At 70.2% G+C, this 15,478-nt stretch carries 14 protein-coding genes; 6 read left to right on the top strand and 8 right to left on the bottom strand.

The genetic code is table 11. The features are described 5' to 3' along the window. Positions 1–44 precede the first annotated feature (44 nt). The 6 genes from mftR (at position 45) to ACFYWJ_RS18415 (ending at position 5,422) form a co-directional block, all read left to right on the top strand. Positions 45–644 (top strand): mycofactocin system transcriptional regulator, encoded by a 600-nt coding sequence (mftR, locus tag ACFYWJ_RS18440; protein WP_355275599.1) that lies wholly within the window; start codon positions 45–47, stop codon positions 642–644. A gap of 118 nt (positions 645–762) precedes the next feature. Then, positions 763–1,668: an STAS domain-containing protein gene (locus ACFYWJ_RS18435; protein ID WP_218719715.1), complete on the top strand. Its 906-nt coding sequence runs from the start codon at positions 763–765 to the stop codon at positions 1,666–1,668. 10 nt (positions 1,669–1,678) lie between these two features. Continuing rightward, entirely contained in the window at positions 1,679–2,062 is a 384-nt protein-coding gene (locus tag ACFYWJ_RS18430) for an STAS domain-containing protein (RefSeq protein WP_218719716.1), read from the top strand. Next, on the top strand, positions 2,052–2,465 hold the full coding sequence (locus tag ACFYWJ_RS18425) for an ATP-binding protein (RefSeq protein WP_355276000.1): 414 nt from the start codon (positions 2,052–2,054) through the stop codon (positions 2,463–2,465). The genes ACFYWJ_RS18430 and ACFYWJ_RS18425 overlap by 11 nt, the downstream gene beginning before the upstream one ends. Next, positions 2,458–3,081 carry a stage II sporulation protein M gene (locus ACFYWJ_RS18420; RefSeq protein ID WP_355275602.1) on the top strand — a complete coding sequence of 208 codons (624 nt, stop codon included), beginning with the start codon at positions 2,458–2,460 and terminating at the stop codon, positions 3,079–3,081. The genes ACFYWJ_RS18425 and ACFYWJ_RS18420 overlap by 8 nt, the downstream gene beginning before the upstream one ends. A 10-nt stretch (positions 3,082–3,091) precedes the next feature. Next, positions 3,092–5,422 carry a SpoIIE family protein phosphatase gene (locus ACFYWJ_RS18415; RefSeq protein WP_355275603.1) on the top strand — a complete coding sequence of 777 codons (2,331 nt, stop codon included), beginning with the start codon at positions 3,092–3,094 and terminating at the stop codon, positions 5,420–5,422. A 493-nt stretch (positions 5,423–5,915) separates the two neighbouring features. On the opposite strand, the gene ACFYWJ_RS18410 is transcribed toward ACFYWJ_RS18415, so the two are convergent. The 8 genes from ACFYWJ_RS18410 to mvk are packed head-to-tail and all read right to left on the bottom strand — an operon-like array spanning position 5,916 to position 15,418. Next, a complete protein-coding gene (locus tag ACFYWJ_RS18410; protein WP_355275605.1) occupies positions 5,916–7,394 on the bottom strand; it encodes an NAD(P)/FAD-dependent oxidoreductase in 1,479 nt (492 codons plus the stop codon). After that, on the bottom strand, positions 7,391–8,914 hold the full coding sequence (locus tag ACFYWJ_RS18405; protein ID WP_355275607.1) for an NAD(P)/FAD-dependent oxidoreductase: 1,524 nt from the start codon (positions 8,912–8,914) through the stop codon (positions 7,391–7,393). Before ACFYWJ_RS18405 ends, ACFYWJ_RS18410 begins: the two co-directional genes overlap by 4 nt. A gap of 9 nt (positions 8,915–8,923) precedes the next feature. Beyond that, complete coding sequence (locus ACFYWJ_RS18400; RefSeq protein ID WP_355275608.1) at positions 8,924–10,096, bottom strand: hydroxymethylglutaryl-CoA synthase; 1,173 nt, start codon at positions 10,094–10,096, stop codon at positions 8,924–8,926. Further along, positions 10,093–11,151, bottom strand: coding sequence for a hydroxymethylglutaryl-CoA reductase (locus ACFYWJ_RS18395; RefSeq protein ID WP_355275610.1), 1,059 nt, complete (start codon positions 11,149–11,151; stop codon positions 10,093–10,095). The genes ACFYWJ_RS18400 and ACFYWJ_RS18395 overlap by 4 nt, the downstream gene beginning before the upstream one ends. Continuing rightward, complete coding sequence (fni, locus tag ACFYWJ_RS18390) at positions 11,144–12,241, bottom strand: type 2 isopentenyl-diphosphate Delta-isomerase (protein ID WP_355275612.1); 1,098 nt, start codon at positions 12,239–12,241, stop codon at positions 11,144–11,146. The genes ACFYWJ_RS18395 and fni overlap by 8 nt, the downstream gene beginning before the upstream one ends. Then, positions 12,238–13,332, bottom strand: coding sequence for a phosphomevalonate kinase (locus ACFYWJ_RS18385; RefSeq protein WP_355275614.1), 1,095 nt, complete (start codon positions 13,330–13,332; stop codon positions 12,238–12,240). Before ACFYWJ_RS18385 ends, fni begins: the two co-directional genes overlap by 4 nt. Next, the gene (mvaD, locus tag ACFYWJ_RS18380) at positions 13,329–14,381 is read right to left on the bottom strand and encodes a diphosphomevalonate decarboxylase (RefSeq protein WP_355275616.1); all 1,053 of its coding nucleotides are present in this window, start codon (positions 14,379–14,381) and stop codon (positions 13,329–13,331) included. The genes ACFYWJ_RS18385 and mvaD overlap by 4 nt, the downstream gene beginning before the upstream one ends. Then, positions 14,378–15,418: a mevalonate kinase gene (gene mvk, locus ACFYWJ_RS18375; protein ID WP_355275618.1), complete on the bottom strand. Its 1,041-nt coding sequence runs from the start codon at positions 15,416–15,418 to the stop codon at positions 14,378–14,380. The genes mvaD and mvk overlap by 4 nt, the downstream gene beginning before the upstream one ends. Between the last annotated feature and the right edge of the window lie 60 nt (positions 15,419–15,478).

The raw sequence follows: 15,478 nt of genomic DNA, 5'->3' as shown, positions 1-15,478 counted from the left end.
GTCACTGACATAATCAAGAGCCCGGGATTCCCTACTCTGTATCCATGTCCGCCCCGTCTCCGCGCGCTCATCGCGGTCGCCCGCCGCGCACCACGCGCCGCGAACTCGAAGTCATCGCGATGAAGTTGTTCGCCGAGCACGGCTTCGACGACATCACCGTCGAGCGCATCGCGGCCGAGGCCGGCGTCAGCGAACGCACGTTCTTCCGGTATTTCCCCAGCAAGGGCGAGGTGCTCTGGCACCAGTTCGACAACGAGGTCGCCGACCTGCGCGACGCGTTCGCCGCGGTCCCCGACGACGAGCCGATGATGGCGGCGGTACGCCGAATTGTGGTGGCGGCCAACAGATATCGCGCCGAGGACATCCCCGAGCTGCGCACCAGGATGCGTCTGGTCTCCGGGGTGCCCGCGCTCTCGGCGGGCGCGGGCGCGCACTACGACGCCTGGGAACGCGCGGTCGGCGAGTTCGCCGCCCGCCGCCTCGGCACCACCGCCGGTGACCTGGTCCCGCTGGCCGTCGGCCGCACCACCCTCGCGGCCGCGCGGGCCGCGTTCGACGCCTGGCTCGAACGCGGCGACACCGATCTGACGAGCTATCTGGACCGCGCGCTGCGGGCGCTGGAACGAGGGTTCGCCCCGGAGTAGCCAGCGCCCGCCGAGCAACCCACACGTTTGGGCGGCATCCGGGATGGGGTATGAGTAGGCTCGAGCCAAGCGCGCGGTGCGCACCAGAGAAAGCCCGTCGAAAGGGGCAGGAGTTTCCATGTCCGAGGTGTCCATGAGTCTTTCGGCGGATTCGCTGCCGGCGCGCCCGGTAGACAACTTGCTGCCGCAACTGGTCGAGCACCTCCGGCAGAACCGCACCGGACTGCGCGAAGAGTGGGCACGCCGCATCACCGAGGCCGAGCTGCTGACGGCCATGACCCCGGAGGAGATCTTCTCCGAGGCCACGTCGATGTACGACAACTACGTCGAGGTGCTCGTCACCGGTAGCGTCGAGGCCCTGCAGGCCTACGCGCGCGACCTGTCCGAGCGCATCATTCCGCGAGGCGTCGAGACCGACGAGGTCCTCGGCATCGTGCTGCTGCTGCGCGACGTGCTGGCCCGCTCGCTGTTCGAGAAGTACCAGGCCGATTTCGACCTGCTCAACCAGGTCCTCGACGCCTACGAACCGGCCGCCAACCGCATCGCCAGCACCGTGGCCATCTCGTTCGTGCAGGAGCGCGAGCGCGTCATCCGCCAGCAGCAGGAAGCCATCCGCGAGCTGTCCACCCCGGTGCTCCAGGTGCGCGAGCAGCTGCTCATCCTGCCGATCATCGGTGTGCTCGACTCCCAGCGCGCCCGTCAGCTCACCGAGCAGCTGCTGCGCGCCATCCGCGCCAACCGCGCCAAGGTCGTCGTCATCGACATCACCGGTGTGCCCGCGATCGACTCCGTGGTGGCCAACCACCTCGTGCAGACCGTCGACGCCTCGGGCCTGATGGGCGCCAACGTCATCATCACCGGCCTGTCCTCGGAGATCGCGCTCACGCTGGTGACCATCGGCCTCGACCTGTCGAAGATGAACGCGGTCGGCGACCTGCAGGGCGGTATCGAAGAGGCCGAGCGCCTGCTCGGGTACGAGGTCTCCCGGGTCACCGAGCGCCTGAGCGAACGAGACGGACGCTGAGCTAGCCACCATGCCGGTACCCATTCTCAAACAGGGCACGTTCCTGATCGCTTCGGTGCAGTCGGCCCTGACCGACAGCGACACCGAGCGGCTCCAGGACGACCTCATGAAGCAGGTCAGCCGCTATCGGGCTACCGGCATCGTCGTCGACGTCACCGCGATCGACGTGATGGACTCCTTCGCCGCGCGCTCGCTGCGCACCATCGCGCACATGACCCAGCTGCGCGGGGCCGAAACCGTCATCGTCGGGCTCCAGCCCGAAGTCGCGTTCGCGATGGTCCAGCTGGGCCTGACCTTCGAGGACATGCACACCGCGCTGGACCTGGAGGAAGGCCTGGCCTGGCTGAACCGTCTGCCGAGCAGGCGACGAGACGGTCGTGACAGTGGCCGCTGAGCAGGTGGCCATCGCGGTCAAAGTCTCCGAAGACATCGTCACCGCACGCCAGGCCGGACACGAGCTGGCCGCGGCCCTGGGTTTCACCCTCACCGACCGGACCATGATCTCCACCGCGATCTCGGAGATCGCGCGCAACATCACCAGCTACGCGGGCAGCGGCGAGATCCGGTTGCTCGTCGACCTGCGCGACGGCCGACGTTCCCTCGTCGTACAGGCGGAAGACCAGGGACCGGGCATCCGCGATATCGCGCGCGCCCTGGAGGACGGCTATTCCACCGGCCGCGGACTCGGGCTCGGCCTGCCCGGCGCGCGCAGGCTGATGGACGGCCTCACCATCGATTCCGCCCCCGGCCGCGGGACGTTGATCGAGATGTGGAAGTGGGTACCCGACGGTGCATGAAGACGGGATCATCGGCCGCACGGAATGGTCGACGGCCGGTCGGGCACTGCCCGGGCAGGACGTCTCCGGCGATCGCGCGGTCATCCTCGACACCGGTGACGGCGGGGCGCTGTTCGGTGTCCTCGACGGCCTCGGGCACGGCGCGGCCGCGGCCGACGCGGCCGATCGCGCGATGGTCATCCTGTCCGAGAACCGCGGCGAACCGCTGGACGTGCTGATGGTGCTGTGTCATCGCGCGATGGTCGAAACCCGCGGCGCCGCGGTCTCGCTGGCACTGATGGGTCCGGGCGAGACCCTGCAGTGGCTCGGGGTCGGCAATGTCGAGTCGCGCCTGCTGACCCTCGGCCCGGCCGGTCCGGAGCTACGCGCGACGATGCTGCTCACCGGCGGCATCGTCGGCTACCGGCTGCCCTCGCACCTGCAACCCCAGACCCTGCCGATCCGGCCGGGTGACCTGCTGCTGATGGCCACCGACGGGATCGTCGCGGTGGGCCCGGAGTCGATCGATCTGGCCCGTCCGGCCACCCAGATCGCGGGCGACCTGCTCGCGCGCGACGCCAAGGACACCGACGACGCCCTGGTCCTCGCGGCCCGTTTCCGTGGAGCCTGTCCATGAGAGGTTGCCGATGAGCGCTGTCCTGGCCGCATTTCTCGACGACTACTCGGCTGCCCTGCGCCGTCACGTCGCCGCGCCCGGCCAGGCGGGCCTCACCGAGGGCTACGACCTCGGCAGGCGGGCCCTCGTCGAGGGCATCAGCCTGCTCGACCTCACCGAGAACCACTTCCGCGCGGTCGCCGCGTTCACCGACGAGGCGGCGGATTCGCGCAGCGCCGAGGTGGCGCTGGAGTTCCTGCTGCAGACGATGGCAGCGCTCGACATCGCCACCCGCGGCTATCTCGACGGCACCCGCCGCTACGAGCAACAGCGTTCGCGCGCCGAGGATCTCGCCGGCCGCGACGCGTTCCGCACCGCGCTGGTCGAGTCGCTGCAGGACGGGTTCTTCGTCGCCGACGACCACGGCACCATCGTCGAGGTGAACTCCGCCTTCGGCGTGCTCACCGGGTACGGCGCGGACGCGGTCCCCTACCCGGTGCCGCACCCGTGGGCCCTGCCGGATCGGGCGGGCTACCCCCAGATCGGTACGGAGGCATCCCGTTTCGTGATGCCGGTGCGGCATCGCGACGGTCGGGAACGCTGGCTGGCGGTGAGCGCGAGCTCGCTGGTGAAGCAGGAGGACAACGAGGAGATCTTCGTCGGCACCGTGCGCGACGTGACCGCCGAACACGACGCGCAGGCCCGTGATCAGGCGGCCTCGCGGCTGGCGACCGCCGTCGGCGCGGCCACCAGCATGGTGGAGGTGCTCGAGGTCGGGCTCGACGAGTTGCGCCGGACGATGGGCGCGCGGACCGCGCTGGTTGCGGTCTGGCCGAGCCGGACCGGGCAGCCGGACGTGTACTCCTGTGGCGAACCGCCCGCAGGCGCGCCGGAAAGCAGCGCGGGCGCACCGCAGTTCGTCGCCGCGCCGGTCGCGGGACCGACCGGCCGGGTCGTCCTCGACGAGGAGGTCCGCGCCCTGGTCGATCGGGCCCGCAGGCAGCCGGCCCGTGGCCTGTCCGCCATCACCGGCGAGGACGGCGGCGTGGACGCCGTGGTCGCGCCGCTCGGCGAGACCGGCGACGCGGCCCTGTGGGTGCGTTTCGGGGCGCCGCGCGCGATCAGCGCCGCGGACTGGGCACTGTATTCGCTGCTGGTCGGGCATCTCAGCGTCGCGCTGCAGCGCGCCCGCAACTTCGATCAGGCCCGCGCGACCTCGCTCACCCTGCAACGCGCGATGCTCGGCCCGATCGAGCTGCCGCCGCGGTTCTCGGTGCACTACGAGCCGGCGCTGCCACCGCTCGAGATCGGCGGCGACTGGTACGACGTGGTGCCGCTGCGCGACGGCACCATCGGCGTCGTGGTCGGCGACTGTGTCGGCCGTGGCCTCTCGGCCGCCGTCGTGATGGGCCAATTGCGCACGGCCGCACGGGCGTTGCTGCTGCGCGGCGCGGGCCCGGCGCAGCTGCTGGCCGAGCTCGACGCCGTCGCCGCCCGGATTCCCGGCGCCATGTGCACCACGGTGTGCGCGGCGGTGCTCGATCCCGAGCGCGGCATGGTCCGCTACTCCAACGCCGGTCACATGCCGCCCATCCTGGCGCCGCCCGGGGGCACCGGCCGGGTGCTCGACGGCGGAAGGGCGGTGCCGCTGGCCACTTTCGACACCCCGCGCAGGCCCGAGGCCACCACGGCGCTGCCGCCGGGCGCGACGCTGGTGCTGTTCACCGACGGCCTGGTCGAACAGCGCGGGTACGACATCGAAGAGGGCTTCGTCAAGATCGCCGGGGTGCTGAGCGAGACCGGCGCCGCGCTGCCCCGTGACGTCGCCGACGCCGTGCTGTCGCGGCTGTGTCCGCCCGCCGGCTACGACGACGACGTCGCCATGGTCGTCTACCGCCAGCCGCCGGAACCGCTGCACCTCGACATCCCCGCCGCCGCAGCGGAATTGACCGGGCTGCGGCGCAACCTCTACCGCTGGTTCGCCACCGCCGCGGTCCCGCACGATCTGGCCGCCGACCTCGTCGCCGCCGCCAACGAGGCGTGCAGCAACAGCGTCGAGCACGCCTACCGCGATGCCGAGCCCGGCCGGGTCACGCTCACCGCCACCTGTGAGGGCGACCGGGTGGTCATCGAGGTCACCGATTCGGGCCGCTGGATTCCCACCCCGACCGACCCCGGCTTCCGCGGGCGCGGTGTGGAGATGATGCGCGTGCTCACCGAGGACCTGGAATTCGGCCACGACGAGAAGGGCACCCGCGTGCGCATGTGGGTCACGCTCCCGTCGATCACCTTTCCCACCGCGAATCCGCTGCGTGGATCGACGCGACCAGCGGGGCAGCCGACCAACAATACATTCCGATAACGGCCCGCAGACGCGCCGCGTCGGAAGCTGTCGCGGTCACCCGGGCAATGACGGAGAACGACGGGGCCGACCGTTTTCCCCGACCCCGCCGAACCGTCCCGAATACCGGCCGTGACCTGCTGGTTCGAAACCCCTATAACGATTCTTCAGTGGGCCGATAAATCCTTGTCCACGCAAATCCCGGTTTGCTACGGTGTGGATGCATTTCCACACCGCGCCTGGTGTGATCCCGGATATTCCAGCGATCTTCCCGCAGTCCGGAGTACGGGCTCAGCGCCCATTCTGCACAACATCGATGAAGCCGCGCTCTGCGCCGCTTTGTGTTCTCCTGCGGGCCGATCATCCGACGGAAGGGAGAGATTCATGTTTTCCGGTTTTCTCGGTGACCTCCTCGACATCTTCATCACGCTGATCGAGACGCTGTCGGGCTAGCACAGCAGTGATCCCGGGACGCCCCCAACCTCGTCCCGGGATCAGCTGTGCGCCGCGAGTCCTACGTCCGCGCGGTCGTGTCGTAGGCCTCGACATCGAAGGTCTTCAGCATCCGCTCGAAGCGGAAGCTGAAGTCCGGCCAGAGCCGGGAGTGCCGCCCGAGCTCGTCGACGAACCAGCTGGTGCAGTCCCCCGCGTTCCACACGGTGCCGGCGAATTTCGTCTGTAGCTCCCGGTTGTACTCGGTCTGTGCCTGCGCGCGCACCTCCACCGTGCGCAGCCCCCGCGCGTCCATCGTCGTGATCGCGTCGACGATGTAGTTGATCTGCGATTCGATGGTGAACACCGCCGAGGTGTAGCTCAGTGCCGCGTTCGGGCCGATCATCAGGAACATGTTCGGGAAGTTCGCGATGGTGGTGCCCTTGTACACGCTGAGCCCGTCCGCGCCGAACACCTCCGCCAGCGTGCGCCCGTCCCGGCCGGTGATCAGGTCGTAGGTCGGCGAATCGGTGATCTCGAAACCGGTCGCCAGCACGATCGCGTCGACCTCGCGTTCGGTGCCGTCGTTCGCGACGATCGACTGCTCCCTGATCTCCTTGATCCCGTCGGTGACCACGTCGACGTTCGGGCGCGCCAAGGCCGGGTAGTACTCGTTGGAGATCAGCATCCGCTTGCAGCCGAGCCGGTAGTTCGGCGTCACCTTGCGGCGCAACGCCGCGTCCCGGATCACCCACCACAGCTTCAGCCGGGCACCGGCAGAAAAGATGTCGGCCAGCGGCGGGTACTTCGACTGCCAGAGCACGAACGACTCACGCAGCCAGTACACCCCGGCGCGGGCCAGCCGCTGCGACCCCGGAACGTGGCGGTACCAGAGGCGTTCGGGCAACGTGTAGCGATGACCGAGGCGCGGGAGCACCCACGGCGCGCTGCGCTGGTACACCTCGAGCCGGCCCACCCGCTCCGCGATCGACGGCACGATCTGGATGGCCGAGGCGCCGGTCCCGACGACCGCCACCCGCTTGCCGGTCAGGTCGACGTCGTGATCCCAGCGCGCGGAGTGGAACATCGCGCCGCGAAACGTGGTGATGCCCTTGATGTCGGGCGGCTTCGGCGCGCTGAGCGGACCCGCCGCCGACACCATGATGTCGGCGGTGAACGCGCCCAGGGCGGTCTGGATGTCCCAGCGCGCCGCCGCCGGGTTCCAGCGCGCGTCGGTCACCTCGCAGTCGAGCAGGATCGCCTCGCGCACCCCTTCCTGGTCGACCGTGTCCTGGACGTACCGCTGGATCTGCGGCTGGGTCGAGAACGAGTGCGTCCAGTCCGGATTCGGCGCGAACGAGTACGAATACAGCTGCGACGGCACGTCACAACCCGCGCCGGGATAGGTGTTGTCCCGCCAGGTGCCGCCGATGTCGCCCGCGCGCTCGAAGACGACGAAGTCGGTGATCCCGAGCCGGCGCAGCCGCATGGCCACGCCGAGCCCGGCGAACCCGGCCCCGATGATCGCCACCCGCACGTGGCGCCGAGGCGTGTCGGTCACCGCGTCGACGCCGTGGTGTCGTAGGCCTCGATGTCGAAGTGGCGCACCAGCTTCCGGTACCGGAAGCTGAAGTCCGGCCACAGCGCGGAGTTGTTGCCGTGCTTGTCGAGGAACCAGCTGGTGCAGCCACCGTTGACCCACACGGTGCGGGCCATCTTCGGCTCGAGCGCCTTGTTGTAGGCGCGCTGGGTGTCCACCTTCACCTCGAACGACTGCAGACCGCGCGCCCGCATGGTGGTGATCGCGTCGACGATGTAGTTGATCTGCGACTCGATGATGTAGATCAGCGAGGTGTAGTTCAGCCCGGAGTTGGCGCCGAGCATGAAGAACATGTTCGGGAAGTTGGCGACCGTGGTGCCCTTGTACATCTGGTAGCCCTCGGCGTCGGCCGCCTCCGACACCGTCCGGCCGTCGCGACCGGTGTACAGGTTGAACGTCGGCGAATCCGCCACGTGGAACCCGGTGGCCAGGACGATGGCGTCGACCTCGCGTTCGGTGCCGTCCTCGGTGACGATCGAGCGCGCACGCACCTCGGCGATGCCGTCGGTGACGAGATCCACGTTGTCGCGGTCGAGCGCGCCGTAGAACTTGTTCGAGACCAGCATCCGTTTGCAGCCGATGCGGTGCGTGGGCAGCACCTTGCGCCGCTTCTCCGGGTCGCGGATCTCGAGCCGCATCTTGACCCGCCCGACGGCCTCGAGCAGCAGGCCGGTCCACGGGTACTTCACCTGGGTGATCACGAACAGTTCGCGCGTGGTGTAGATCAGCGCGCGGATCAGCCGTTGCAGGCCGGGCACGTGCTTGAAGGCGAAGCGTTCCGGCGCCAGGTAGGGCCGGTTCAGCTGCGGCATCACCCAGGTCGCGGTGCGCTGGTACACATCCAGCCGTTCCACCTCGGGCGCGATCGACGGGACGATCTGCACCGCGGAGGACCCGGTGCCGATGACGGCGACCTTCTTGCCCGCCAGGCTCGCGTCGTGGTTCCACCGCGCCGAGTGGAAGATCTCGCCCTCGAAGCTCGAGATCCCCTTGATGTCGGGCAGATTCGGCTCGGCGAGCACACCCGCAGCCGACACGACGAAGTCGGCGGTGAAGCCGCCGTCGCTGGTGTCGACCTCCCACCGGCCGTCAGCGTCGATCCAGCGCGCCGCGGTCATCGCGCAGTCGAACTTGTGCTTGTCGCGCACCCCGTACCGGTCGGCCACCTCGCGCAGGTACCGCTCGATCTCAGCCTGCGGCGAGAACGACCGGGACCAGCCCGGATTCAACGCGAACGAGTACGAGTACAGGTGCGAGGGCACATCGCAGCCCGCGCCCGGATAGGTGTTGTCGCGCCAGGTGCCGCCCACATCGGGGCCGCGCTCGATGACCAGGTAGTCGGTCACCCCGTGCTGGCTGAGCCGGATCGCCGTGCCGAGCCCGGACAGGCCGCTCCCGACGATGAGGACCTGCACGTGCCTGCGGGTGGTGTCGCCGGCGGGCCGGTCGTACACGGTCGTGGAAGTGTCGTTACTGCTCATGGGGCGACCTCAGCGGGATTCGTAGATGCGTTTGTGGCCGGAGACGGCGGCGAGCCGGTACGGAAGGCGGGTCTCCTCCGGCATGGCGTGGTAGGCGCCGTCGCTGGGCGAGGTGGCCTCGTGCAGCTCGCGGTAGTGCTCGTAGCCGATCAGTTCGCGCGAGTCGATCGCGGCGCGGTTCGCCTCGGTGCGCAGGTGCTCGCGGTAGCCGGGTTGCACGGTGCCGCTGAAGAATTCGGCGACGCTGCCCGAGCCGTAGCTGATCATGGCCAGTGGCCGTCCGGTCAGGTCGTCGGCGTAGTCGAGCAGCGCGGCCAGGCCCAGGTAGAGCGAGGCGGTGTAGCTGTTGCCGACCGTGCGGTTGTAGCGGGTGGTGTCGCCGATGGCGGCCTCGATGTCGGCGGCGTCGGCGGTGTGGCCCTGGCTCTCCAGCAGGTGGCGGTGCGCCTTGTAGGCCATCTTGGTGAAGGGCTGGTGGTAGCAGAACGCGGCGAACTCCGACAGCTCGCGGCCGCCCTGGCGCCGGTAGTCGGTCCAGGCTTCCTGCGCGGCCTTCTGGTAGGCGTTGACCGAGGTCTTGCCGTCCACGATGGCGGCGCTGCGGTAGTTCGGGCGCCAGAAGTCCATGATGTCGGCGCTGTAGAGCCCGGAATGCGGATCCAGTTGCAGGATGGCCGGATTCGCGGTGATCAGCATCGCCACCGCGGCCGCGCCCTGGGTCGGCTCGCCCGGGGAGTCCAGGTCGTACTTGGCGATGTCGGCGGCGATGACCAGCACCCGCTGGGCCGGATCACGCGCGATCAGGCCCGCGGCGAACTGCAGGCCCGCGGTGCCGCCGTAGCAGGCCTGCTTGAGCTCGACCACGCGCGCGGCGTTGGGCAACCCGATCAGCGAATGCAGGTACAGCGCGGCGGCTTTGGACTGGTCGACACCGGTCTCGGTGGCCAGCAGCACGGTGCGGATGTTGTCGGTGCCGTGCCGCTCGAGGATGGGCTTGGCCGCGGCCGCGGCGATGGTGACGATGTCCTCGTCGGCCGCGGCGACACTCATCTTCTCCTGGCCGATGCCCAGGTAGAACTTGTCACGGTCGACGCCGAGCCGCTCGGCGAGCACGGCGTGGTCGAGGGCATAGTGGGTGGTCGCGAAGGACAGGTCGTGGATGCCGACCGAGGATGTGTTCATCGTTGTGTTCCGTTGCTCGTGGTGGACCGCTCGAATTGGGTGTGGGCGCGCATCAATTCACCGCGATTGGTCTGCGCGGCCATCAGCGACAGCTCGCCGCACAGCACGGTCGCCGCCGCGATGACGGCGAGTCTGCGGGCGTTCTCGCCGGGCTCCCGGTCTTCCCGGCAGCCCAGACGTTCGAGGTTCTCGTCCACGAAGCTCGCGTGCTTGCCGTTGCCGACGGTGCCGACGATGAGGTTGGGCAGCGTGCACGAGAAGTACAGGTCACCGTCGCGGTCCTCGGCGTGGGTGACGCCCTGGGAGCCCTCGACGATGTTCGCGGCGTCCTGCCCGGTGGCCAGGTAGAACGCCAGCAGCATGTTCGCGTAATGCGCGTTGGCGGACCGGATTCCACCCGCGAGCAGGGTGCCGATCAGGTTCTTGCGGATATTGAGTTCCACCACCTGCCGCGCGGTGGTGTGCAGGCGCTGCTGCACCACCTCGCGCGGGATCAGCAGTTCGGTCACCACGTTCTTGCCGCGGCCGAGGATGCCGTTGACCGCGGTGGCCTTCTTGTCGGTGCAGAAGTTGCCCGAGATGGAGCCGTAGCGCACGCCGGCGACCGTGGTCAGGATGTGGTCCATCAGGTGGTCGCTGGCCAGGGTGGCCATGTTGTGGCCCGACGCGTCGCCGGTGCTGAACTCGAACCGCAGGAACAGCAGGTTGCCGTTGATCTGGTGGTGCAGGTCGATCAGGCGGGCGAAGCGGCTGCTGCCGGTGACGACCTCCTGCAGCTCGGCGAAGCGGTCCTTCAGCTGCCGGACCGCGGTGAGCGCGGTGTAGGCGTCGTCGGCCTCGAGCAGGATCGAGCGGGTCATCCGCTCGTCGACGAGCGTGGAGACGATGCCGCGCTCGGTGAGGGTGGAGATCCGCGCGCCACGACCGACCGAGGGCCACAGAGGCGTTTCGTAGGTGGCCAGGGGCACGTCGACGGCATCGTCGACGACATTGCCCGTGATGCGCAAGGGCCCCACCCACTGCAGCGGGACCGCTGCGTACGACATGTCATTCATCGATGACTCCTCCTCGATCTTTCGATTCGCGCCACCAGTGACTCCGGTGGGCAAGGGACGCCGCGTCGATGCCGCGCAGTGCGCAGAACGCCGCCACGTCCCCGGTGATCAGCAGGTCGCAGCCGGCCAGGTCGGCCGGGGTGCGGGCGCCGAGCACGGTCAGGATCTGGCGCAACTGGTCGAGCCAGGTACGGATCTGCTCGACGAGCGCGTCGGTGTCCTGACGCACGACGGTGTCCAGGAAGGCGCCGGCGACCCCGGTCGCTGCGGCGCCGAGCGCGAGCGCCCTGGCGATGTCGAGCGGGGACCGGATACCACCGGACGCGGCGATATCGATGCCGTCGATCCCGGCGCAGTCGAGCAGGCAGGTGGGGGTGGACTGCCCCCAGCTCTCGATGAAGGCGAAGTCGGCGGCGGGGCGCCGCTCGTTCTCGATGCGGGCGAAGTTGGTGCCGCCCCGGCCGCCGACATCGGCCACCGAGACACCGGCATCGCGCAGCCAGGCCACGGTTTGCCTGCTGAGCCCGAAGCCCACCTCTTTCACGATCACCGGGACCGGGACGTGGGCGGTGATGTGCTCGATCTGCCGGGGCCACGCGCCGAAGGACCGATCGCCCTCGGGCATCACGACTTCCTGGACGGTGTTGAGGTGGATCTGCAGCGCGTCGGCCTCGAGCAGGTCGATCGCGCGACGCACCTGATCCAGCGAGGCGGTCGCGTTGACGTTGGCCATCACGAAGCCGTGCGGATTCTCCTCGCGCAGCACGCGATAGGTGCCCGCGACCTCGGGATCGCGGAAGTAGGCGCTCATCGACCCGGTGGCGATGGGCAGGCCGGTCTCGCGGGCGGCGATGGCCAGCTTGCGGTTGATCTCGCCGGTGTTGACGCTGCCGCCGGTCATCGCGTTGACGTAGAGCGGTGTGTCCCACTGCTTTCCGGCGATGTCGACGGCCAGCGAGACGTCCTGGCTGTCGATCCCGGCCAGCGCGTGATGGACGAAGGTGACCTCGTCGAAGTCGTTGGCGCCGGTGTCGGCGCGGCGCTGGTTCACCGCGTGGCGAACGTGGTCGTCCTTGCGATCGGCGATCATGCGGTCTCCCCTTCGAACGGGTGGGTCCGCAACGGCAGCGGCCGGATGCCGGCGGCGACCCAACGGTCGGTCAGTTCGGTGCTCGCGGCCGGGCGGGCGCGGTCGACCAGTGCGATCCCGCAGTCGCCGCCGCCCGCGCCGGACGGTTTGGCGGCCGCGCCGACGGCGGCGCCCGCCGCGCACAGCGCGCGCAGGCGCGGCGTCATGATGCCCAGCCCGGCGCTCGCGTCGAGGTCGAGCAGGAGTTCCCTGGCGTGGTCGATCTCGACGCCGACGCCGGCCGAGTCGTCGGCTTCGATCGCGGTGCGCAGGCGGGTCACGCACTCGTTGCTGCGCGCGTTGAAGACGGTGCGGTCGTTCTTCGCCCGGCTCGCCGCACCGACCAATGCCGGTGTGGAGGCGGGGTTTCCGGTCCAGCCGACCCGCAGATCGAGTCCGGTCGGGGTCGGCAGCGGGCGGATCGACAGGCCGGGCCAGGTGGCGCGCAGGGCGGCGTCGATGCCGTCGGCGGCGGCCGTCGCGGCGACCACCGCGCGGTCGGGCGAACCGTAGGCCAGCCAACCACCCCACGTGCTCACGGCGACATCGCCGCAGGACGCGCGGGGGTTGACCGCGATCGTGGCGAGCACGGCCAGCCGGTACCGGTCCATCGCGGTGAGTTCGAGCCCGTGGAAGCGGCCGAGGGCGGCGACGGTCGCGACCGTCACGGCCGCGCTCGACCCGAGGCCGTACTTGCGACCGTCGGCGTCACCGAGATCGGCGGACACCGTCAATGTGTAAGCGCTGGAATCGATTCCACGTTCGGCGCGGAGCCGGTCGAGGACCGACACCGCCGCGAAGACGTACGCGAACGCGGCGGGCACGGTGGCATCGGCCGTCGCCGGGACCAGACGGTCACCGTCGCGGCCGAGGGTGAGCGAGACACCGCCGTCCAGGTCCGAGTGCAGCGTCGTGGCCGTCCCGGCGGACACCCCGGTCACCGTGGCGGTCGCGTAGCGGTCGACGGCCGTGAGCACCGCGAGATGCCCCGGCTCGACGACGGCGTACTCCCCCGCGATGAAGAGTTTGCCCGGAGCGCGACAACTGATCACCGGTCGTCGCCCCCGATCAGCCGAGCGCCCGGACCGATGTGCGCGGTCCGGGTGGTGACGAAGTCACCGAGTCCCTCGAGGGTGGCCGCGACGACGGGCGCGTCGGCGCGGGTGCAGAGCACCTTCACATTCGGGCCCGCGTCGATCGTCGCGTAGGCGGTGATGCCGTCGGCGCGCAGCGCGAGCACCGCGTCCAGGATGGCCACCGAATGCGGTGACAGATAGCGGATCCCGGGTCGCGCGGTGAGCATGGTGGCGTGCATGCCGAGGGCATTGCGCTCGGCGATCTCCCCGATCGCCGGGAGATCCCGGCGCGCCACCGCGTCGCGCATCTGGGCGAGATCGAGGACCGAGGACTCGGCCCACGGGCGGTAGAACGGCGAGGTCTCGGTGGTCTGCCGCATGGCCACCCGGCTCGACACCGCCTTGGCGCCCGCCTCGACGACGCCGACGACCAGCGCCGGGTCGAGGTCGTCGCCGCCGATCGGCTCGGCGAAGGAGCTCAGATCGCCGGCCTCGCCGTCGCCCTCGCCCGCGTGCCACACGACGAAGCCGCCGAAGATCGAGCGCGAGGCCGATCCGGAACCGCGGCGGGCCAGCCGGGACAGGGCGCGACCGTCCAGGTCGAGGCCGTAGGCGGCGGCCGCGGCGGTGGCCAGCGCGGCGAACCCACTCGCCGAGGAGGCCAGGCCGGCGCCGGTGGGGCCGGCGTTGCCGGTCACCACCGCGGCGCGCTCGTCGCGGCCCGCCAGCGCGCGGACCAGGTCGAGGAAGGTCTCGACGCGGGTCAGGGCGGTGCCGGTGGCGGCGGCCTCGTTGAGCTCGACCGTGTCGGCCGGACCGTCGATCAGCCGCACCGAGGTGGTCGTCGGGAAGATGTCCAGCGTCATCGACAGGCTCCCCGTGACGGGGAGGAACAGCGTCTCGTCGCGCTTGCCCCAGTACTTGACCAGGGCGATGTTCGGGTACGCGACCGCGACGGCCTCGCCCTCACGGACGTGCTCGACCGGACCTGTGGCGGCGACGGGGACTGCGGAAGTGGGTGTCATCGGTGGGTTTCGCGTTCCGGTCTCGAGGCGGATAGGGACAGGGCGTCCGAGCGCAGGCTCGCGGTGGGGACCGTCCAGGTCCGCACCGCGCCCGCCCGGCGCAGCGCGGTGCCGACCGCGGGCGCGAGGTCGGTCGCGGTGAGGGCGAGGACGCAGCCGCCGAGGCCGGCGCCGGTGAGTTTGGCGCCGTACGCGCCCGCGTCCAGCGCCGCGGTCACCAGGGTGTCGATATGCGGTGTGCTGACCCCGAGTTCGGTGAGCAGACGCTGGAACGCGAGCATCGTCGTGCCCAGCGCGGCGGCGTGTCCGGCCGACAGGTCGGTCGCGGCCGCGGTGATCAGGTCCGTGGCTTCGGCCAGCAGCCGATCGGCCGCCGCACGGTCCCGGTCCAGGACCCGGCGCACGCCCGCGACGGCGTGCTGGGTCGACCCCGGCACCCCGGTGTCGGCGATCACCAGCGCGGCGTCCAGTCCGACCGTCATCGGCCGGGCCGTGCCCTCGTGGAACCAGATCGGCCCGCTCGCCAGCACGGCACTGGCGTCGATGCCGCTGGCCCGGCCGTGCGCGACCTGCTCGCCACACTGCACCAGCTCGTAGAGCGTGCCGGGAGCGACCGCGCGGCCGTACAGGTCGGCGACCGCGCGCACCGCGGCGCCCGCGCACGCGGCACTGGATCCCAGGCCGCGGGCGAGCGGAATGTCGCACTCGACAACGACATCGACGATGTCGTCGGCGAGTCCCCAGCGGCGCAGCGCTTCCTCCACCGCGACGCGCGGTCCGGACGCGGTCCCCGCGTCACCGGTGCGGAAACGGAAGTGGCCCGCGGCGAGAACATCGGCTTCGGTACCCGCGAACGCGGGCCGGGCGACGGCGCGCACCGGCAGCGCGGGCAGCGGGAACGCGATGGCGGGAGTGCCGTGGACGACGGTGTGCTCGCCGAGCAGGATCGCCTTGGCGTAGGAGTGGCCGACGCCGGCGACGGAACCCGGGTCGGTGGAGTTGTGTCTGATGCGCTCTCGAACAGGATGACCGTTCACGTCGATTCCTCTCCCGAACTCGGGCCGGACTCGCCCAGCACGTCACCCCGAGGGGAAACG

Source organism: Nocardia sp. NPDC003269 (assembly GCF_042888005.1).
In the GTDB taxonomy this organism is placed as follows: domain Bacteria; phylum Actinomycetota; class Actinomycetes; order Mycobacteriales; family Mycobacteriaceae; genus Nocardia.
Note: the sequence above shows the minus strand (reverse complement) of the source record. Positions and strands in the feature narration are given on the sequence as shown.

Excerpts from the sequence above, each read along its gene's own strand:
- mftR (WP_355275599.1), top strand. The coding sequence starts at position 45 with ATGTCCGCCCCGTCTCCGCGCGCTCATCGCGGTCGCCCGCCGCGCACC.
- ACFYWJ_RS18435 (WP_218719715.1), top strand. The coding sequence starts at position 763 with ATGTCCGAGGTGTCCATGAGTCTTTCGGCGGATTCGCTGCCGGCGCGC.
- ACFYWJ_RS18430 (WP_218719716.1), top strand. The coding sequence starts at position 1,679 with ATGCCGGTACCCATTCTCAAACAGGGCACGTTCCTGATCGCTTCGGTG.
- ACFYWJ_RS18415 (WP_355275603.1), top strand. The coding sequence starts at position 3,092 with ATGAGCGCTGTCCTGGCCGCATTTCTCGACGACTACTCGGCTGCCCTG.
- ACFYWJ_RS18405 (WP_355275607.1), bottom strand. The coding sequence starts at position 8,914 with ATGAGCAGTAACGACACTTCCACGACCGTGTACGACCGGCCCGCCGGC.
- ACFYWJ_RS18400 (WP_355275608.1), bottom strand. The coding sequence starts at position 10,096 with ATGAACACATCCTCGGTCGGCATCCACGACCTGTCCTTCGCGACCACC.
- ACFYWJ_RS18395 (WP_355275610.1), bottom strand. The coding sequence starts at position 11,151 with ATGAATGACATGTCGTACGCAGCGGTCCCGCTGCAGTGGGTGGGGCCC.
- fni (WP_355275612.1), bottom strand. The coding sequence starts at position 12,241 with ATGATCGCCGATCGCAAGGACGACCACGTTCGCCACGCGGTGAACCAG.
- mvaD (WP_355275616.1), bottom strand. The coding sequence starts at position 14,381 with ATGACACCCACTTCCGCAGTCCCCGTCGCCGCCACAGGTCCGGTCGAG.